An 18,884-nucleotide genomic window follows, 5' to 3' on the forward strand; every position below is an offset into this window, starting at 1 on the left:
AGTGGCAGGCAAACCGGTCAGGCCCGTGAACGCCATCGACCAGACCCGACGGATGCTGTCCCTGGTGACGTATCTGCGGGAGCGCCCCGGTGCCCGGGTCGAGGACGTCGCGCGCGCCTTCGGCATCACCGAGGACGAGCTGGTCTCCGACCTCGACGTGCTGCCCATGTGCGGCACCAGCTTCCGCGGTGGCGACCTGCTCGACATCGACACCGACGGCGAGCGCATCTGGTGGCACAATCCCGCCGCTCTCGGCGCGGACGCCGCCGAGCCGCTGCGGCTCGCCGCCGACGAGGCCACCGCGCTGCTCGTCGCCGCCCGGGCCGTGGCGACCCTGCCCGGTCTGCGCGAGAGCGACCGGCAGGCGCTGCTGAGGGCGACCGCCAAGGTGGAGACCTCGGCCGGCGAGGCCGCGGGTGCCAGCTCGCGCCTGTCCGTCACCTTCGAGTCCGAGGGCGGCGTCTTCGCCGACGTCGACCGGGCGATCTCGGAGCGCCGCCGGCTGTGGATCCGCTACTACTCGCCTGCCCGCGACGAGGTCACCGAGCGCGAGATCGACCCCATCCGGCTGGTCAGCGTCGGTCACACGTACGTGGAGGCGTGGTGCCGCCGCTCCGAGGCCCGGCGCACCTTCCGGCTCGACCGGGTCGCCGAGATCCGCATCCTGGACGAGCCGTCCGCACCGCCCGAGGTGGAGCTGCGGGACCTGTCGGAGGGCCTGGTGCAGCCCGCCGCCGAGGATCCCGAGGTCGTGGTGGAGGTCGGCCCCGGCGGACGCTGGGTCGCCGAGTACTACCCGCACGACAGCGCGGACGAGCTTCCGGACGGCGGACTGCGTATCACCCTGCGCACCCCCGACCCCGCGTCCCTGCGGCGGCTGGGCCTGCGGCTCGGGCGCGACGGCCGCATCGTCTCCCCGCCCGAACTCGCCGACAGCGCCCGGCGGGCAGCCCGCGAGGCGCTGGCGGCGTACGACGGCGTCGAGGCGGCCGGGGCGCAGGGCGGGCCGGGCGAGGGACAGCGCGGGCACGACAGGCGGGAGCGAGGGCTGTGAGCGAGTCCGAGGGGCCAGCTGCGGCGGGTGTGACGGCGGCGTCCGCGTTCGCCGGGATGCGGCGCGTGTCCCCGGTCGTGTTCAAGGCCGGCTGCCCCGACTGCCGGGGCCGCTTCGAGCTCGCCGCGAGCGCCCTGCGCCTGGCCATCGGCGCCACGAGCCGGACCACGTTCTACTCGTTCACCTGCCCCGAGTGCGGGTCCGCCGTCCGCAAGCCGGCGGGGGAGCGGGTCGTGGAACTGCTCACCGGCGGCGGGGTCAGGACCCTGCGGCTGCACTCCACCGTCTAGGCTCGGCGTCATGTTCTGGCCGATGTTCGCGGTTGCCGTGGGTTTTCTGGGTCTCGCCGTGCTCGCGGTGTTCGCCGTCAAGGTGTTCGTGGAGGCGCAGCGCCTGGGCCGGCAGGTGACGGACTCGGCCGACCGGATCAGCCGTGCGGCGGAGGAGCTGGAGCGGGCGACCGAGAGCGCCGCCCGCGCCGCGGACGCGCTGTGAGCCGCGTTTCGGGGCGGACACGCTGTGAGCCGCGTTTCGAGGCGCTTCACCCTGTCACCACACAGGCACCGGAAGGTACGCTGCTGGTCGCGTCCCGGAAAACGAGGCCCGGTCGCGGACGGGAGTACGCACAGGGATTGCCTCACGTTTACCCCTGAGCGTTACGATCGCTGCACAACACGGTCGGTCGGACGTTTGTCCGACTGGTCGGACAGCACCCCCACCCAGCCGCCTCGGTGAGAAGGTAAAGACTTATGTTCGGAAGGCTCGGAGCTCCCGAGATCATTCTCATCCTCGTCGTCATCATCCTGCTGTTCGGCGCGAAGAAGCTTCCGGACATGGCGCGTTCGCTCGGCAAGTCGGCACGCATCCTCAAGAGCGAGGCCAAGGCGATGAAGAGCGAGAGCAAGTCCGACGACTCCGCCCCCGCCGACCCGCCGAACCCCGAGCAGGCCGCGGCGCAGCGCACCATCCAGGCGGCCCCCGGCGATGTGACCAGTTCCCGCCCGGTCACCGAGCCGACGGACACGACCAAGCGCTGACGCAGGGCCGGTGACCTCCGGCCCGCCGCACGAGATGGGAACGTGGGTTGCTGAAGCCTGCCCGCAGCAAGGAGAAGGATCCGGAGGGGCGGATGCCCCTCGCGGAGCACCTTCGTGAGCTCCGCAACCGGCTCGCGAAGGCGCTGTTGGCCATCGTCGCCGTCACCGTCGTCGCCGCCTTCTTCTACAACGACATCATCAACTTCTTCACCGACCCGGTCCTCGACTCGGTCGGCTGCCCGAAGTCGTTCGAGGAGCTGGCCAAGCTGCCCGAGGACGAGCGGTGCGCCCAGATCACCATCAACGGTCTGCTGGGCCCCTTCACCCTGGCGCTGAAGGTGTCCCTGATGGCCGGTGTCGTGCTCGCCTCACCGATCTGGCTCTACCAGCTGTGGGCCTTCGTCGCCCCCGGGCTGCACAAGAACGAGAAGAAGTACGCCTACGCCTTCGTGGCCACGGGCGCCCCGCTCTTCCTCTTCGGTGCCTACTTCGCCTACGTGGTCCTGCCCACCACCGCGAAGGTGCTGATCGAGTTCACGCCGTTCGGCGTCGACAACCTGCTTCCGCTGGACGACCTGCTCGACCTCGTCACGCGCATGGTCGTCGTCTTCGGCCTCTCCTTCGAGCTGCCGCTGCTGCTGGTGATGCTCAACTTCACCGGGGCGCTGACCGGCAAGCGGATGCTCGGCTGGTGGCGCGGCATGATCATGGGCATCACGCTGTTCGCGGCCATCGCCACGCCGAGCACGGACCCGCTGACCATGATGTGGCTGGCCGGACCGATCTGGGTCCTGTACTTCGTCGCGGTCGCCATCTCCCTGCTGAACGACCGCCGCAGGGCCCGCCGCGACGCCCTGATGCCCGACGACGACGAGGCGTCCGAGCTGGACCTCACACCCGAGGACATCGGCGAGATCGAGCCCGTGACCACCGCCCGCGCCCTGCCCGAGCAGGCCACGAAGGACCGGGTCAACGGCTACGACGACGTGACCTGAGGCACACCGGGGCGGTGACGGCACGCGTCGCCGCCGCCCCGCGCAAGCCCTCACGGACTCCCCACGGGACCGATCCCGATAATGATCGTCCTGTTGTCAGTGCGGCCCGGTACGCTCGAAAGCACGATGACAGAGGATCTCTCTCCGGCCGAGCAGTACGCGGCAGCCCGTCGGCGCGCTGCCGAGCAGGCCACCGCGCTCGCCTCCTTCCGCGAGATGTACGACTTCGGCCTCGACCCCTTCCAGATCGAGGCCTGTCAGGCACTCGAGGCGGGCAAGGGCGTGCTGGTGGCCGCGCCTACCGGCTCCGGCAAGACGATCGTCGGCGAGTTCGCCGTCCACCTCGCCCTCCAGCAGGGCAAGAAGTGCTTCTACACGACACCCATCAAGGCGCTGTCGAACCAGAAGTACGCAGACCTGTGCCGCCGCTACGGCGCGGACAAGGTGGGCCTGCTCACCGGCGACAACAGCGTGAACTCCGACGCCCCGGTGGTCGTGATGACCACCGAGGTCCTGCGGAACATGCTGTACGCCGGCTCGCAGACCCTCCTCGGCCTCGGATACGTGGTCATGGACGAGGTGCACTACCTCTCCGACCGCTTCCGCGGCGCCGTGTGGGAGGAGGTGATCATCCACCTCCCCGAATCCGTGACCCTGGTGTCACTGTCGGCCACCGTGTCGAACGCGGAGGAGTTCGGCGACTGGCTCGACACCGTCCGCGGCGACACCCAGGTGATCGTCTCCGAACACCGGCCGGTGCCGCTGTTCCAGCACGTGCTGGCCGGACGTCGGATGTACGACCTGTTCGAGGAGGGCGAGGGCCGCAAGAAGGCCGTCAACCCGGACCTCACGCGCATGGCGCGCCTGGAGGCGAGCCGCCCGTCCTACCAGGACCGCAGGCGCGGTCGGGCCATGAAGGAGGCCGACCGGGAGCGCGAGCGCAGACAGCGCTCCCGTATGTGGACGCCGAGCAGGCCGGAGGTCATCGAGCGGCTCGACGCCGAGGGCCTGCTGCCCGCGATCACCTTCATCTTCAGCCGCGCCGCCTGCGAGGCAGCCGTCCAGCAGTGCCTCTACGCCGGGCTGCGGCTCAACGACGAGGACGCGCGGGAGAGGGTCCGCTCCCTGGTCGAGGAGCGCACCTCCTCCATCCCGACCGAGGATCTGCACGTCCTCGGCTACTACGAGTGGCTGGAAGGCCTGGAGCGGGGCATCGCCGCCCACCACGCGGGCATGCTGCCGACCTTCAAGGAGGTCGTCGAGGAGCTGTTCGTCCGGGGACTGGTCAAGGCCGTCTTCGCCACCGAGACCCTCGCCCTCGGCATCAACATGCCCGCCCGCTCCGTGGTGCTCGAGAAGCTCGTCAAGTGGAACGGCGAGCAGCACGCCGACATCACCCCCGGCGAGTACACCCAGCTCACCGGCCGGGCCGGCCGACGCGGCATCGACGTCGAGGGTCACGCGGTCGTGCTGTGGCAGCGCGCCATGAACCCCGAGCACCTCGCGGGACTGGCCGGCACGCGCACGTACCCGCTGCGCTCCAGCTTCAAGCCGTCGTACAACATGGCGGTCAACCTGGTCGAGCAGTTCGGCCGGCACCGCTCCCGGGAGCTGCTGGAGACCTCCTTCGCGCAGTTCCAGGCGGACAAGTCCGTCGTCGGCATCTCCCGGCAGGTCCAGCGCAACGAGGAGGGGCTCGAGGGCTACAAGTCCTCCATGACCTGCCACCTCGGCGACTTCGAGGAGTACGCGCGGCTGCGCCGCGAGCTGAAGGACCGGGAGACGGAGCTGGCCCGGCAGGGTGCCAACCAGCGGCGTGCCGAGGCCGCCGTGGCCCTGGAGAAACTCAAGCCGGGCGACGTCATCCACGTGCCGACGGGCAAGTACGCGGGCCTCGCCCTGGTGCTGGATCCGGGCCTGCCGGCCGGCCGCTCCAACGGTCACCGCGGCTTCGAGCACCACGACGGGCCCCGCCCGCTCGTCCTGACCGCCGAACGGCAGGTCAAGCGGCTGGCGTCGATGGACTTCCCGGTGCCGGTCGAGGCGCTGGAGCGGATGCGCATCCCGAAGTCCTTCAACCCGCGCTCGCCGCAGTCCCGCCGCGACCTCGCCTCCGCGCTGCGCACCAAGGCCGGGCACATCCCGCCGGAGCGGGCCCGCAAGAAGCGCTCCCAGGCCGCCGACGACCGGGAGATCGCCCGCCTGCGCAAGGACATCCGCGCCCACCCCTGCCACGGCTGCGACGACCGCGAGGACCACGCCCGCTGGGCCGAGCGCTATCACCGGCTGCTGCGGGACACCTCGCAGCTGGAGCGCCGGATCGAGGGCCGGACGAACACCATCGCCCGCACCTTCGACCGGATCGTCGCGCTGCTGACGGAGATGGACTACCTGCGTGGTGACGAGGTCACCGAGCACGGCAAGCGCCTCGCCCGGCTCTACGGCGAACTGGACCTGCTCGCCAGCGAGTGCCTGCGCGAGGGCGTCTGGGAGGGGCTCTCCCCGGCCGAACTCGCCGCCTGCGTCTCGGCGCTGGTCTACGAGTCCCGGGCCGCCGACGACGCGATGGCGCCGAAGCTGCCCTCGGGCAAGGCCAAGGCCGCGCTCGGTGAGACGGTCCGCATCTGGGGCCGCCTCGACGCCCTGGAGGAGGACTTCCGGATCAGCCAGACCGAGGGCGTCGGCCAGCGCGAACCCGACCTCGGCTTCGCCTGGGCCGCGTACATGTGGGCGTCCGGCAAGGGCCTCGACGAGGTGCTGCGCGAGGTCGAGATGCCCGCCGGGGACTTCGTGCGCTGGTGCAAGCAGGTCATCGACGTCCTCGGCCAGATCTCGGCCGCCGCGCCCACCGGGGGCTCGACGGTTCCGAAGAACGCGCGCAAGGCGGTCGACGAACTGCTGCGCGGGGTGGTCGCCTACTCGTCCGTGGGCTAGGTGCCCCGCTTCTCGGAGGCCCGGCGGCATCCCGCCGGGCCTCCGAGCGTTCCGGAGTGCATCCGGCGCCTCTTTCCCTCATTGCGGTGAGTGACTTCCGCACATCGATTTTTGATTACTCAATGTGTTCGAATGACTCCCGAACGTGCAAATGGGCCCGAGACTACTCCAGTCCCGATGCCCGTTTCAGGTGCTTGCCGAATATGACACGGCGATGATCCCCTCGGACTAAGCTCGCCCGCAGCGCACCGAGTTGAGGTGGAATCGCGCGCTTGTTCCCAATGCGCCGAAGATCCCCACAACTCCCAGAGATACCCCGCTGCAAGCTCCCCCATCCCAGCCGATTCGTTTTTCAGAGGGCCTACATGGTGAGTGTTGATTCCCCTCCAGATCGCCGTGAACTTCCCTACGCGCGAACGCTGTTGCTGCCGGCCATAGTGATGGCCGCGGCCACCGGGGCCGCCGTCGCCCTGGTGACGGAACCGGCCCGGCTCGCCGTCGGCCTGTGCGGTGCCGTTGCCACCCTGCTGGTGATCACCGCGGCGGCCGAAGCCGCACGCCGCGGCCGTGCGCTGCGGCTCGAGCGTGCCGAGCACGCCCGTCACAGCGCGTATCTGGAACGCCGGGCCGCGAGCCACCACGAGGAGATGGTCCGTCTCGGCGGCGAAGTCCTCCCCAACATCCTGGACTTCATGCGCCGGGGGAGTACGCCCGAAGAGGTGATGCGCCGTCTCGCCGAGGTCGACCCCTCCTACGTCGGACTCGGCGAGCCGCAGCGCAAGATGATCCGGATGATCTGCGACATCGTCGACCATCAGGACTCCATGCGCGAATCCGCCGAGCGCTCCTTCGTCGACATCGCCCGCCGCGTCCAGGCGATCGTCCACCAGCAGAACAAGGAACTCCGCGAGATGGAGGAGGACCACGGGCGCAACCCCGAGGTCTTCGACGACCTCCTGCGCATCGACCACGGCACCGCCCTGATCGGCCGCCTCGCCGACTCCGTCTCCGTCATCGGCGGCGGCCGGCCGGGACGCCAGTGGCCCAAGCCCGTGGCGCTCTACAGCGTGCTGCGCGGCGCCATGTCCCGGATCCTGGAGTACCGGCGGATCAACCTCGCCTCGATCGCCAAGGTCAACATCAAGGGCACCGCGGTCGAGCCGGTCATCCACGCGGCGGCGGAGCTCCTCGACAACGCCACCCGGTACTCCCCGCCCGGGGCCAAGGTGCACGTCACCGCGACCGAGGTGCAGAGCGGTGTCTGCATCGAGATCGAGGACGCCGGCGTCAGCCTCAGCGAGGAGTCCCGCGCCCGCATCGAGGGACTGCTGGAGGACGCCAAGCGCGGCACCGACCTGCAGGACCTCGCCCATCACCCGCGCCTGGGCCTGTCCGTGGTGGGCCGGCTGTGCACGCAGTACGGCATGGACGTGTCGCTGCGGGCCTCCGCGTACGGCGGAGTCCGGGCCATCCTCATCGTGCCCAGCAAGATGATGACCACCGAGCCCGGAGTCGGACTCGCCCACGGCATCGGCGCGACGTCGATCCCCCACCCGGGCCCGGACGCCCTTCCCGGCCCCAAGCGCGCTCCCAAGAAGCGCCGTCCCACCAGCCCCCGTATCCCGGACACGGCCTTGCTGGAGGACGACGTTCCCGAGGTGACCGAGTGGACGGCGGGCGGCCTCCCGCAGCGCCGCAGCCGGGTCAAGATGCCGCTCAGCCAGCGCCTGGCAGAACAGGCGGTGTGGGAGCGGGAGGACGCCGAGCGCGAGGCCCGCGAGGCCGCCGAGCGCGCCCGCAACGGCTTCCCGGTCGCCGCGGACCCGGACCCCGGGCCGGAGCAGGACCAGGGGCTCCCGCCGGGGCACTTCATCGGGGCCTTCTGGGAGGGCCTCAAGCAGCATCCGGGCATCACCCAGGCCCACCAGCAGTCCAGCAGCAACGAGCCGGCCCACGCTCCGGCAGACGACGAGGGGAACCTCAAGTGATCGAGCAGCAAGGCAAGTTCGACTGGATGCTCCGGGATCTCTACGACGGCGTCCCGGGCATCGAGATGATCGTGGTGCTCTCCGCCGACGGCCTGCGCATCGCCCGCTACTCCGGTGACCCCGACGCCGCCGACCGGGTCGCCGCCGCCTGCGCGGGCCTGCAGAGCCTGGCGAGTGCCGTCAGCCAGGAGATCCCGACCAGCGACGGCGACATGAAGATGGTCCTCATCGAGATGAACGGCGGCTACTTCTACCTGATGGCCGCCGGCCCCAACGCCTACCTCGCCGTGCTCTCCGACGTCCGCTGCGAGCCGGGCCGGATGGGCCTCAGCATGGCCGACCTGGTCGCCCGGATCGGACCCCACCTCACCAGTCCCGCCCGGCGCAATGGGCAGACCGTATGACTCCTCCCCAACGCCAGAGGCGATCTCCCGGGCCGGATCCGTCCGCCGAGTCCTCCTCAGCCGGACCGCCCCGCAAGGACGACGGCACCCCCAACCCCGAGCGGCTGTTCGTCATCGGCGGGGAGGGGAGCGGTGAGCGCGCCGACATCGACCTGGTCACCCTGATCGTGGCCCGCGCCGACCCGCCGGTGTCCGCCACACCGGAACAGGCGGCCCTGCTGCGGCTGTGCGCCGCACCCCTGTCCGTAGCCGAGCTGTCGGCCTACCTGAGCCTGCCGTTCAGTGTGGTGACCGTGCTGCTCACCGACCTGCTGGCGTTGGAACTGGTGCAGGCCCGCGCCCCGATCGTCCGCCAGAAGGTCGCCGACCGAAACCTCCTCGAAGCGGTGATGCATGGACTTCAAAAGCTCTGACACGATCCCGGGCCCGCGGACCGAGGACCGGCTGCCGCACACGGCCGAGGCCGCCGTGAAGATCGTCATCGTGGGCGGCTTCGGGGTCGGCAAGACCACCATGGTCGGCTCGGTGAGCGAGATCAGACCGCTGACCACCGAGGAGACGATGACCCAGGCCGGTATCGGGGTCGACGACAACTTCGGTTCCGCCTCCAAGACGGCCACCACGGTGGCCATGGACTTCGGCCGCATCAGCATCACCGACGAACTGGTGCTGTACCTCTTCGGCACCCCCGGCCAGGAGCGCTTCTGGTTCCTGTGGAACGGCCTGTTCGAGGGCGCCCTCGGCGCGGTGGTACTCGTCGACACCCGCCGCCTCGACGTCAGCTTCGACGTCATGGGGCGCCTGGAGGAGCGCGGGGTGCCCTTCGTGGTCGCCGTCAACACCTTCCCCGACGCGCCCCGCTACCCCGTCGCGGAACTGCGGGGCGCGCTCGACCTGGCCGAGGAGATTCCCATCCTCGACTGCGACGTGCGGCGCCGGGCCTCCAGCCGGGACGTCCTGCTGACACTGACGCGTTTCCTGCACTCCATCGCCATGAAGGGCGCGCTCACCTGACCCGGCGCGGCCGACCGGCCCCTCGAACCCACACTCCCGACCCACACTTCTGTTGCGGAGCGACACTGTGACGCCTGAACGCCACTCCCTGACCGGAACGGGCGACCCCCTGCTCGAACCGCCGCCCGGCTGCCCCGCCCACGGCCTCGGGCCAGGCGGCCTGCACCGGCTGCACGAGGCGGACGACCTGGAAGAGCTGTACGAGAAGCTGCGCGAGCAGCACGGGCCGGTGGCGCCGGCGCTGCTCCACGACGACGTACCGATGTGGGTGGTCCTCGGGCACGCCGAGAACCTGCACATGGTGAGCACGCCCGCCCAGTTCTGCCGCGACAGCCGTATCTGGACCCCGCTCAACGAGGGCATGGTCAAGCCAGACCACCCGCTCATGCCGCACATCGCCTGGCAGCCCATCTGCTCCCACGCCGAGGGCGAGGAGCACAAGCGGCTGCGCGGCGCGGTCACCAGCGCCATGTCCGGCATCGACTACCGGGAACTGCGCCGCCACATCAAGCGGTACACCCAGCGCCACGTCAACCGGTTCTGCGAGGAGGGCCGCGCCGACCTCGTCAGCCAGTTCGCCGAGCACCTGCCGATGGGCGTGATGTGCCATCTCCTCGGCATGCCGGACGAGTACAGCGACCGGATGGTGGAGGCCGCCCGCGACACCCTCAAGGGCACCGAGACGGCGATCGCCAGCCACGCCTACGTCATGGACGCCCTGGACCGCCTCACCACCGCCCGCCGGGCCGAGCCCGCGGACGACATCGCCGGGCGGCTGGTCACCCACCCGGCCGGGCTCACCGACGACGAGGTCAGGGAGCACCTGCGGGTGGTCCTCCTGGCCGCCTACGAGGCGACCGTCAACCTCATCAGCAACGTGCTGCGCGTGGTGCTCACCGACCCAGGCTTCCGGGCCCAGCTCAGCGGCGGCCAGATGACGGTGCCCGAGGCGGTCGAGCAGTCCCTGTGGGACGAGCCGCCGTTCAGTACCGTCTTCGCCTACTTCGCCAAGCAGGAGACCGAACTGGGCGGTCAGCGCATCCGAGCGGGCGACGGGCTGCTGCTCGGCATCGCGCCGGGCAACGTCGACCCGCGCATCCGGCCCGACCTGGCCGCGAGCATGCAGGGCAACCGCGCACACCTGGCCTTCGGCGGCGGCCCGCACGAGTGCCCCGGCCAGGACATCGGGCGTGCCATCGCCGACGCCGGGATCGACGCGCTCCTGATGCGGCTGCCGGACGTCCAGCTCGCCTGCGACGAGGACGAGCTGCGGTGGCGGTCGTCGATCGCGTCCCGGCACCTGGTGGAGCTGCCGGTGCACTTCGAGCCCAAGGCGCAGCAGGACATCAGGCAGCAGCCGAGCCACGCCCCGGCCCCGGCGCAGCGCACCGCCTGGCACGTCGGCATCCCGCGACCGGAGAGCCGGCCCGAACCGCAGGTTCCCTCCTACCCGCCGGAGCCCGTGTCGGTGACGGCCGCGCGGCCCCAGCCGGTGCCGGAGCAGCCGCGTCCCCGAGGCGCCTGGCGGCGCTTCCTGACCTGGTGGCGCGGCTACTGAGGGCCGGCGGCCCAGTCCTCGTACGCCGTCCAGGCACCGAGTGACCGTCCGCTGCGGAAGCGGTGCTCCCGCCCCGTGACCGGATCGGTGAACCCCAGCTCCCGCGCCAGCAGTTGCAGCGGGCGCCGGAAATCACCGGCCGGCACGGGGGCGGTCACCTCGGGGTAGAGGGGGTCGCCGAGGATCGGCACCCCGAGCGCGGTCATGTGCACGCGCAGCTGGTGGGTCTGGCCGGTGCCGGGCACCAGCCGGTACCGGCCCAGCCCGAGGCCGGCGCCCGGCCGGTGCCCGATCAGCTCGACGCGGCTCACGGCGTTCGGCTCGCCCTCGACCTCCTGGGCGGCCAGCACCCCGCGTTCCTTGAGGATCCGGCTGCGTACGGTCCTGGGAAGGGCGAGCGCGGGGTCGTACGGGGCCACGGCCTCGTACTCCTTGCGGACCAGCCGGTCGCGGAACAGGCCCTGGTACGCGCCGCGCTCCTCGGGGCGCACCGTGAACAGGACCAGTCCGGCGGTGAGCCGGTCCAGGCGGTGTGCGGCACCGAGCGCCGGGATGCCCAGCTCGCGCCGGAGCCGGGCGAGCGCCGTCTCGGTGACGTGGCCGCCGCGCGGGGTGGTGGCCAGGAAGTGCGGTTTGTCGGCGACGACGATGTGCTCGTCGCGGTACACGACCTCCACCGGGAAGGGCACCGGTACCTCGGCGGGCAGGTCGCGGTGGAACCACACGAACATCCCGGGCTCGTACGGCGCGTCCCCCGGCACCGCCCGCCCGTCCGCCCCCACGAACCGTCCCGCGTCGAACATCCCGTCGACGACGCCGGCCCCCGCGCCGGACAGCCGCTCCGCCAGGTGTTCGCGCACCGTGGACCAAGGCCCCCCGGCCGCGGGCAGCCGCACCCGCACCGCGTCGATGCCGTCGCGCTGCGGGAGGGGCGAGGGCGGGGGAGGGGTACGGCGTCTCATCGCCTGCCAGCGTACGAGGCGGTGGCCGGCGCCGGAAACCGCCTGGCCGCCGGCCGGCCGCGTTGGCAGGATGCGGCCCATGCCCTATCTGACACGCCCGGTCCTTCCCGCGGGCTCCCTCTCCCGTACCCCGCAGCCCACGGTCGCCACCGGTGACGGGTTGGTACTGCGCCCGTGGCGCACCGAGGACGCGCCCGCGGTGCACGCGGCCTTCCAGGACCCGGTGATGCACCGGTGGCACATCCGCGCCGCCGACTCCGAGGAGGAGGTGCGCGGCTGGATCACCGAGTGGCAGCAGGGCTGGGCCCGCGAGCGGAACGTCCAGTGGGCCGTCGCCGACGCGGCCGACGACCGGCTCCTCGGCCGGGTCGCCCTCCGTGAGGTCCAGCTCGGCGACGGGGGGGGCCGAGGTCGCCTACTGGACCACGGCCGCGGCCCGCGGCCGCGGCGTCGCCGCCCGCGCCACGAACACACTCGCCCGCTGGGCCCTGGACGAGATCGGCTTCCAGCGCCTGGAACTCACCCACGCCGTCGCCAACGAGGCCTCCTGCCGGGTCGCCCTCAAGACGCGCTTCGCCCTGGAGGGCACCAAGCGCAGCGCCCTGGTGCACTCCGACGGCTGGCACGACATGCACCTGCACGCACGCGTACGCGGCGACTGAGGCGCGGCCCGGACAAGCCGACGCGAGCGGCACGTGGCCGGCGTCCGGTGGCCCGCCACGGTGCCGCGTGCGTACGTGGGGGCCCGGGCCGGCGTGGGCCCCGGCGCCGCGCAGGCGGGGACTCGCGGCCCCGTGCGGCTACGCGGCCGGGGCGGCGCCCTCCTGCTCGGCCTCGATGCGTGCGTTCCAGTCCCGCTTCGAGGCCTGCCAGCCGTCCTCGTTGTGTCCGAGGCGCCAGTACCCGGAGATGGAGAGGCTCTCTCGGGGGATCTCGCGCTCCACCCGGAGGAACCTGCGCAGTTCCTTCACGCAGGCCGCCTCGCCGTGTACGAAGGCGTGCACCCGGCCGTCGGGGAAGTCCAGGCCCCGCACGGCCTCGACCAGGGCCTGGCCCACCGGACGGTCGCCGCGGTGCAGCCAGACGACGTCCACGTCGGAGTCGATCTTCTGTTCCTCCTGGGGACCGTGGACCTCGATGAAGGCGAAGGCGCGGGTGCCGTCGGGCAGCGCCTCCAGGGACCGGGCGATCGCGGGCAGCGCGCTCTCGTCGCCGGCGAGCAGGTGCCAGTCGGCGGTGGGGTCGGGGGCGTAGGCGCCGCCGGGGCCCACGAAGCGAACGGTCTCGCCCGGCCGGACACGCTTCGCCCAGGGGCCGGCCAGGCCCTCGTCCCCGTGGATCACGAAGTCCAGGGTCAGCTCGCGGAGTTCGGGCTCCCAGTGGCGCACCGTGTACGTCCGGGTCACCGGCCACTGGCCGCGGGGGAACTCCTCGCGGATCCGCTCCATGTCGAAGGGCTCCGGATAGGTCACCCCCTCGGCGGGGAACAGCAGCTTCACATAGTGGTCGGTGCAGGTGTCGGCCGGCAGCCCGGCGAGTTCCTCGCCGCCGAGCACCACGCGCTGCATGTGCGGGGTCAGCCGCTCGGTGCGGACGACCTGCGCGGTGTGCGGCTTAGGCGGCTTTCGTCCCGGACTGTCTGCCATGACGGCCTCCCTGCTCCCTACGTGAGGGTTCCCTGACTTAGGTATACCTAAGTTAGCATCCCCGCCCCACTTGCCGCGTCGTGGAGGAAGGATCCATGGCGCGACCGCGCGCAGAGTACGACTTCCCCTCGCGGGGGCTCCGATTCAACGCGCGGCCGTCGCCCCCCCCGGCGGGCCGCACGGCTCAGGCCGTGAGCGTCGTGAGCAGCCGCCGCAGTGATCCGCCCAGGCCCCAGCGGTCCGCCAGCGCGTCCAGCGCCGCGGCGTCGTGCGGGGCGCGGGGCAGTGCGGTGCCGACGTCCGGCAGCGGGACGTCGTCGGCGACCCGGACGACCTTCGGAGCGACCGCGAGGTACGGCCGGGCCTCGGTCAGCCGCTTGCGCTGCGAGGGTGTGAGCTTCGCCCTCGGGTCGTCGACGGCCGCCTGGATCCCGGCCAGGTCCCCGAACTCGGCGAGCAGCTTGGCCGCCGTCTTCTCGCCGATGCCCGCCACACCCGGCAGGCCGTCGCTCGGGTCGCCCCGCAGCAGTGCCAGATCGGCGTATCCGCGGCCGTCGACGCCGTACTTCTCGCGCAGTGCGGCCTCGTCGGTGAGGGCCAGGGTGCCGACGCCCTTGAGCGGATACAGCACGCGCACGCCCCGGGCGTCGTCGACCAGCTGGTACAGGTCCCGGTCGCCGGTGACGATGTCGACCGGGCCCGTCGCCCGCGCGGTGTAGGTGCCGATGACGTCGTCGGCCTCGTACCCCGGCACGCCGACGCGGGCGATGCCGAGCGCGTCGAGGACGGCCTCGATGACCGGCACCTGCGGGGAGAGGGTGTCGGGCACCTCCTCGGTGTCCGGACCTTCCGGGGTCTCCTCGGCGACGCGGTGCGCCTTGTAGGTGGGGATCAGCTCCACCCGCCAGTGCGGGCGCCAGTCGGCGTCCATGCAGGCGACCAGGTGGTCGGGCCGGTGGTCCCTGACCAGCCGGTCGATGAAGTCGAGGAGCCCGCGCACGGCGTTCACGGGCGTGCCGTCGGGCGCCTTCACGGAGTCCGGCACGCCGAAGTAGGCGCGGAAGTAGAGGGAGGCGGTGTCGAGAAGCATCAGTCGTCCGGTCACGCCTCGCATCATGCCGCAGCTCATGTGGCGAGGAGATGGAGGATGTGTGAACTGGGTCACTCATGTGTTTGGGTCGGGGTGATCAGGGCAGGCGCGCACCCGGGCCGAAGCTGGTTGATGCGTTCAACTGTTAGCGAGTCTTCGTATCAGCGATGTCGTATCAGCGAGTCTTCACGCCCGCTTCCCTGTCCCCGATGCAAGAGGTAAGCGTGTCAGCCAGGCTAGAGGCCGAAAACCTGTACAAGGTCTTCGGCAAGAAACCGGACCAGGCAGTCGAACGACTGCGCCAGGGGGCCGACCGGGAGGAACTGCGCGCCGGCGGCACCACGGCCGCCGTCATCGACGCCTCCTTCACCGTGGAACCCGGCGAGATCTTCGTGGTCATGGGCCTGTCCGGGTCCGGCAAGTCCACGCTCCTGCGTATGCTCAACGGTCTGTCGGAGCCGACCGCCGGGCGCGTCCGCTTCGGCGGACAGGACCTGACCGAACTCAGCGACCGCGGACTGCGCGAGGTCCGCTCCAAGCAGATCAGCATGGTCTTCCAGCACTTCGCGCTCTTCCCGCACCGCAGCGTCCGTGACAACGCTGCCTACGGTCTTGAAGTGCAGGGCGTGCCCCGCGCCGAGCGCGAACGCCGCGCCGACGAGGCGCTCGCCCTGTGCGGCCTGGCCGGCTGGGAGAAGTCCTGGCCCGACGAGCTGTCCGGCGGTATGCAGCAGCGTGTCGGCCTCGCCCGCGCGCTCGCCACGGACGCCGACCTGCTGCTGATGGACGAGTCCTTCAGCGCCCTCGACCCGCTGATCCGCCGCGACATGCAGGACCAGCTGCTCGACCTGCAGAAGACCCTGAAGAAGACCATCGTCTTCATCACCCACGACCTGAACGAGGCCATGCGCCTGGGCGACCGCATCGCCATGATGCGCGACGGCCGGATCGTGCAGATAGGCACCGCGCAGGACATCCTGATGGACCCCGCCAACGAATACGTCGCCTCCTTCACCAAGGACGTCGACCGTTCCCGCGTGCTCACCGCCGGCTCCGTCATGGAGACGGAGCTGCGTGGCGACGAGGCCGACTGCGGCTGCGAGACCGCCACGCCCGCCACGCCGTTCGCGGAACTGTGCGCGATCAGCGCCCGCGTGTCCCACTCGGTGGCGGTGCTCGACGCCGACCGCCGGCTGGTCGGCGTCGTCCCGGCCCGGCGGCTCGTCGGCTTCCTCGGCGACGACGAGGACACCGTCCCCGGCGTCTGCGACACCCCGCGGGACAAGGGCGGCGAGAAGGTGATGTCCCGTGCCTAGGATTCCTCTCGGTGACTGGGTCAACAGCACCGTCGACTGGCTGCTCGACAACGTCTCCTGGCTCTTCACCTTCCTGAAGAGCCTCTTCACCGGCGCCTACGACGGCATCAACGCCGTCCTCCAGGCCCCCGAGCCGCTGCTGCTGGCCGGCATCTTCGCCGTGGTGGCCTTCTGGCTGCGCGGCACGGTCGCCGGTGTCCTCTCCTTCGTCGGGTTCGCCTTCATCGACTCCATGGGTCTGTGGGAGAACGCGATGGTGACCCTGGCGCTGCTGCTGGTCGCCACGATCATCGCCCTGGTGGTCTCGGTGCCGGTGGGCATCTGGGCGGCCCGCTCCGACCGGGTGAGCGCCGTCGTCCGGCCGGTCCTGGACTTCATGCAGACGCTGCCCGCGATGATCTACCTCATCCCGGCGATCCTGTTCTTCGGAACCGGCTCCGCCCCGGGCATCGTGGCCACCCTGATCTTCGCGCTCGCCCCGGGCGTGCGCATGACCGAGCTCGGCATCCGCCAGGTCGACAAGGAACTGGTCGAGGCCGCCGAGGCCTTCGGCACCACCCCCCGCAACACGCTGCTGCGGGTCCAGCTCCCGCTAGCACTGCCCACGGTGATGGCGGGCGTCAACCAGGTCATCATGCTCGGCCTGTCCATGGCCGCGATCGCCGGCATGGTCGGCACCGGCGGCCTGGGCGGCGACGTCATGGAGTCCATCGGCCAGCTCAACGTCGGTCTCGGCGCCGAGGCCGGTGTCGCCATCGTGATCCTCGCGATCTACCTGGACCGCATGACCAGCGCGCTGGGCACGCACGTCTCGCCGCTGGGCCGCCGCGCCGCCGCCAAGGCCCGCGCCGCGAAGGGACTGAAGATCTGGTCCTACCGGCCGCAGCCCCAGGTCGCCGTGATCGGCATCGTGATCCTCGGCCTGGTGGCCGGCGGCATGGGCATCTTCGGCGGCAAGGCCGACGACTCCCAGACGGTCGCCGGTGGCAAGAACGTCGGCGAGGGCAAGAAGGTCTCCATCGGCTACATCCCCTGGGACGAGGGCGTCGCCTCGACGTTCCTGTGGAAGGAGATCCTCGAACAGCGCGGCTTCGAGGTCGAGGCCAAGCAGTTCGAGGCCGGCCCGCTGTACACGGCGCTCGCGCAGGGCAACATCGACTTCCAGACCGACTCCTGGCTGCCGACCACCCACGAGCAGTACTGGAAGAAGTACGGCAAGCAGCTCGAGGACCTCGGTTCCTGGTACGACGAGACGTCGCTCGAGCTGACCGTCCCGGCGTACATGAAGGACATCGACTCCCTCGCGGACCTCAAGGGCAAGGCCGGTCTCTTCGACGGCAAGATCACCGGCATCGAGCCCAGCGCCGGTGAGACGCACCTGCTCAAGACCAAGATCCTCAAGGAGTACGGTCTCGACAAGGAGTACAAGGTCGTCGACAGCTCCACGCCGGCGATGCTGGCCGAGCTGAAGCGGGCCTACAGCAAGCAGGAGCCGATCGTCGTCCCGCTCTGGTCCCCGCACTGGGCGTACAACGACTACGACCTGAAGAAGCTGAAGGACCCGAAGGGCGCCTGGGGCAAGGGCGACGCCGTGCACACGCTGTCGCGCAAGGGCTTCTCGGACGACAACCCGGTCGTCACCAAGTGGCTCAAGGACTTCTCGATGACCGAGAAGCAGCTCACCAGCCTCGAGGCCGAGATCAACAAGGCCGGCAAGGGCAACCAGCAGGACGCCGTCCGCACCTGGCTCAAGTCGAACCCCGGCGTGGTCGACAAGCTCGCCCCGGTCCAGGGCGGCTCCGGCACCACCCCGGCCGAGGCCGAGCGCCCGCTGGACATCGCCTGGTTCCCCTGGGACGAGGACATCGCCGTCACCTACCTGTGGAAGAACGTCCTGGAGCGGCGCGGCTACGAGCTGAACCTGAAGCAGATGGAGGTCGGCCCCGTCTACAGCGGCCTCGCCACCGGGGACCTCGACCTCAACTTCGACGCCTGGTTGCCGTACGCCCAGAAGAACTACTGGGACAAGCACAAGAACGACCTCACCGACCTGGGCACCTGGTACGAGCCGACCTCCCTGGAGATCGCCGTCCCCTCGTACGTGAAGGACGTCAAGTCCCTCGCGGACCTCAAGGGCAAGGCCGACCTCTTCGACGGGAAGATCATCGGCATCGAGCCGGGCACCGGTGAGATGCAGCTGCTCAAGAACGAGGTCATGCCGGGTTACGGCCTGGAGGACGAGTACAAGGTCGTCGACGGCTCCACGCCGGCGATGCTGGCCGAGCTCAAGCGCGCCCTCGCCAAGAAGGAGCCGGTCGCGGTCACTCTCTGGTCGCCGCACTGGGCGTACAGCGAGTACGAGCTGACCAAGCTGAAGGACCCCAAGAAGGCCTTCGGCGAGGGCAACACGATCCGCACCATCTCCAGCAAGGCGTTCCCCGAGCAGTACCCGAAGCTCACCGAGTGGATCAAGGACTTCCACATGACCGAGGACGAGCTCGGCACCCTGGAGGCCGAGATCAAGAACCGCGGTCAGGGCCAGGAGGAGGAAGCCGTGGCCGCCTGGCTGAAGGAGCACCCGGACATGGTCGAGCGGATGACCCCGCAGTAGCGCGAAGACCGGCACGGACGCCCCGTGCCGACCACCCCGAGGGGTGGACCCGACGGCGTCTCCCGACGGAGCGCGGTCCGGGTCCGCCCCTCCGGTCGTCTCATGCCGGGACACGGTAAGGATTCGGCCAACCACGGAGCGCCAACCCCCTGCCTGAACTGGCTCCACCGAGGCGCGAGGGGCTGGCGGGAACATGGAGGGCCGCCCGCGCCTTGAACCGGTAAGGCGTCCGGCGCGGTGGACGGGAGGCCCGTGGGATGGCGAGAACTGTGAGG

At 70.8% G+C, this 18,884-nt stretch carries 16 protein-coding genes and 1 pseudogene; 14 read left to right on the top strand and 3 right to left on the bottom strand.

What is annotated here, in order from left to right; translation table 11 throughout:
- Window position 1 precedes the first annotated feature (1 nt).
- The 11 genes from ACZ4V1_RS16750 to ACZ4V1_RS16800 all read left to right on the top strand — a co-directional run bounded on the left by ACZ4V1_RS16750 (window position 2) and on the right by ACZ4V1_RS16800 (window position 10,984).
- On the top strand, window positions 2–1,054 hold the full coding sequence (locus ACZ4V1_RS16750; protein ID WP_468335815.1) for a helix-turn-helix transcriptional regulator: 1,053 nt from the start codon (window positions 2–4) through the stop codon (window positions 1,052–1,054).
- A gap of 56 nt (window positions 1,055–1,110) precedes the next feature.
- On the top strand, window positions 1,111–1,344 hold the full coding sequence (locus ACZ4V1_RS16755) for a hypothetical protein (RefSeq protein ID WP_373433715.1): 234 nt from the start codon (window positions 1,111–1,113) through the stop codon (window positions 1,342–1,344).
- Window positions 1,345–1,354: 10 nt separating this feature from the next.
- Entirely contained in the window at window positions 1,355–1,549 is a 195-nt protein-coding gene (locus ACZ4V1_RS16760; RefSeq protein WP_468335818.1) for a hypothetical protein, read from the top strand.
- Between the two features lie 254 nt (window positions 1,550–1,803).
- Window positions 1,804–2,091: a Sec-independent protein translocase subunit TatA gene (gene tatA / locus ACZ4V1_RS16765; RefSeq protein ID WP_055416059.1), complete on the top strand. Its 288-nt coding sequence runs from the start codon at window positions 1,804–1,806 to the stop codon at window positions 2,089–2,091.
- 47 nt (window positions 2,092–2,138) lie between these two features.
- Window positions 2,139–3,086, top strand: a complete 948-nt coding sequence (gene tatC, locus ACZ4V1_RS16770) for a twin-arginine translocase subunit TatC (protein ID WP_468335820.1) — start codon at window positions 2,139–2,141, stop codon at window positions 3,084–3,086.
- A gap of 81 nt (window positions 3,087–3,167) precedes the next feature.
- On the top strand, window positions 3,168–6,020 hold the full coding sequence (locus tag ACZ4V1_RS16775; protein WP_468335823.1) for a DEAD/DEAH box helicase: 2,853 nt from the start codon (window positions 3,168–3,170) through the stop codon (window positions 6,018–6,020).
- A gap of 365 nt (window positions 6,021–6,385) precedes the next feature.
- A complete protein-coding gene (locus ACZ4V1_RS16780; protein ID WP_468335826.1) occupies window positions 6,386–8,008 on the top strand; it encodes a sensor histidine kinase in 1,623 nt (540 codons plus the stop codon).
- A 26-nt stretch (window positions 8,009–8,034) separates the two neighbouring features.
- A complete protein-coding gene (locus ACZ4V1_RS16785; protein WP_167308645.1) occupies window positions 8,035–8,412 on the top strand; it encodes a roadblock/LC7 domain-containing protein in 378 nt (125 codons plus the stop codon).
- Window positions 8,409–8,825 carry a DUF742 domain-containing protein gene (locus ACZ4V1_RS16790; protein ID WP_468335828.1) on the top strand — a complete coding sequence of 139 codons (417 nt, stop codon included), beginning with the start codon at window positions 8,409–8,411 and terminating at the stop codon, window positions 8,823–8,825. Before ACZ4V1_RS16785 ends, ACZ4V1_RS16790 begins: the two co-directional genes overlap by 4 nt.
- Entirely contained in the window at window positions 8,806–9,426 is a 621-nt protein-coding gene (locus ACZ4V1_RS16795; protein WP_468335830.1) for a GTP-binding protein, read from the top strand. The genes ACZ4V1_RS16790 and ACZ4V1_RS16795 overlap by 20 nt, the downstream gene beginning before the upstream one ends.
- Before the next feature lie 67 nt (window positions 9,427–9,493).
- Window positions 9,494–10,984 carry a cytochrome P450 gene (locus ACZ4V1_RS16800; protein ID WP_468335833.1) on the top strand — a complete coding sequence of 497 codons (1,491 nt, stop codon included), beginning with the start codon at window positions 9,494–9,496 and terminating at the stop codon, window positions 10,982–10,984.
- Here ACZ4V1_RS16800 and ACZ4V1_RS16805 read toward each other — a convergent pair.
- Entirely contained in the window at window positions 10,978–11,946 is a 969-nt protein-coding gene (locus ACZ4V1_RS16805; RefSeq protein ID WP_468335837.1) for an RluA family pseudouridine synthase, read from the bottom strand. The genes ACZ4V1_RS16800 and ACZ4V1_RS16805 overlap by 7 nt on opposite strands.
- A 79-nt stretch (window positions 11,947–12,025) precedes the next feature.
- Between ACZ4V1_RS16805 and ACZ4V1_RS16810 the strand changes: the two are divergent.
- Window positions 12,026–12,608 (top strand): annotated as a pseudogene (locus ACZ4V1_RS16810) (GNAT family N-acetyltransferase).
- Window positions 12,609–12,746: 138 nt separating this feature from the next.
- On the opposite strand, the gene ACZ4V1_RS16815 reads toward ACZ4V1_RS16810, so the two are convergent.
- Window positions 12,747–13,592 (bottom strand): siderophore-interacting protein, encoded by an 846-nt coding sequence (locus ACZ4V1_RS16815; protein ID WP_468335840.1) that lies wholly within the window; start codon window positions 13,590–13,592, stop codon window positions 12,747–12,749.
- 184 nt (window positions 13,593–13,776) lie between these two features.
- Window positions 13,777–14,682, bottom strand: a complete 906-nt coding sequence (locus ACZ4V1_RS16820) for a 5'-3' exonuclease (RefSeq protein WP_468336456.1) — start codon at window positions 14,680–14,682, stop codon at window positions 13,777–13,779.
- Window positions 14,683–14,906: 224 nt separating this feature from the next.
- On the opposite strand from ACZ4V1_RS16820, the gene ACZ4V1_RS16825 reads away from it, so the two are divergent.
- Together ACZ4V1_RS16825 and ACZ4V1_RS16830 are read left to right on the top strand one after the other, a co-directional pair.
- Window positions 14,907–15,998 carry a quaternary amine ABC transporter ATP-binding protein gene (locus tag ACZ4V1_RS16825; protein ID WP_468335843.1) on the top strand — a complete coding sequence of 364 codons (1,092 nt, stop codon included), beginning with the start codon at window positions 14,907–14,909 and terminating at the stop codon, window positions 15,996–15,998.
- Entirely contained in the window at window positions 15,991–18,609 is a 2,619-nt protein-coding gene (locus tag ACZ4V1_RS16830; protein ID WP_468335845.1) for an ABC transporter permease/substrate binding protein, read from the top strand. The genes ACZ4V1_RS16825 and ACZ4V1_RS16830 overlap by 8 nt, the downstream gene beginning before the upstream one ends.
- The last annotated feature ends 275 nt before the right edge of the window (window positions 18,610–18,884 follow it).

Source organism: Streptomyces sp. NPDC028991, from assembly GCF_055564775.1.

Coding starts and splice junctions, on each gene's coding strand:
- ACZ4V1_RS16805 (WP_468335837.1), bottom strand. CDS start 11,946: ATGAGACGCCGTACCCCTCCCCCGCCCTCGCCCCTCCCGCAGCGCGAC.
- ACZ4V1_RS16780 (WP_468335826.1), top strand. CDS start 6,386: ATGGTGAGTGTTGATTCCCCTCCAGATCGCCGTGAACTTCCCTACGCG.
- ACZ4V1_RS16815 (WP_468335840.1), bottom strand. CDS start 13,592: ATGGCAGACAGTCCGGGACGAAAGCCGCCTAAGCCGCACACCGCGCAG.
- ACZ4V1_RS16820 (WP_468336456.1), bottom strand. CDS start 14,682: ATGCTTCTCGACACCGCCTCCCTCTACTTCCGCGCCTACTTCGGCGTG.
- ACZ4V1_RS16760 (WP_468335818.1), top strand. CDS start 1,355: ATGTTCTGGCCGATGTTCGCGGTTGCCGTGGGTTTTCTGGGTCTCGCC.
- ACZ4V1_RS16795 (WP_468335830.1), top strand. CDS start 8,806: ATGGACTTCAAAAGCTCTGACACGATCCCGGGCCCGCGGACCGAGGAC.
- ACZ4V1_RS16790 (WP_468335828.1), top strand. CDS start 8,409: ATGACTCCTCCCCAACGCCAGAGGCGATCTCCCGGGCCGGATCCGTCC.
- ACZ4V1_RS16755 (WP_373433715.1), top strand. CDS start 1,111: ATGCGGCGCGTGTCCCCGGTCGTGTTCAAGGCCGGCTGCCCCGACTGC.
- ACZ4V1_RS16785 (WP_167308645.1), top strand. CDS start 8,035: ATGCTCCGGGATCTCTACGACGGCGTCCCGGGCATCGAGATGATCGTG.
- tatA (WP_055416059.1), top strand. CDS start 1,804: ATGTTCGGAAGGCTCGGAGCTCCCGAGATCATTCTCATCCTCGTCGTC.
- ACZ4V1_RS16775 (WP_468335823.1), top strand. CDS start 3,168: ATGATCGTCCTGTTGTCAGTGCGGCCCGGTACGCTCGAAAGCACGATG.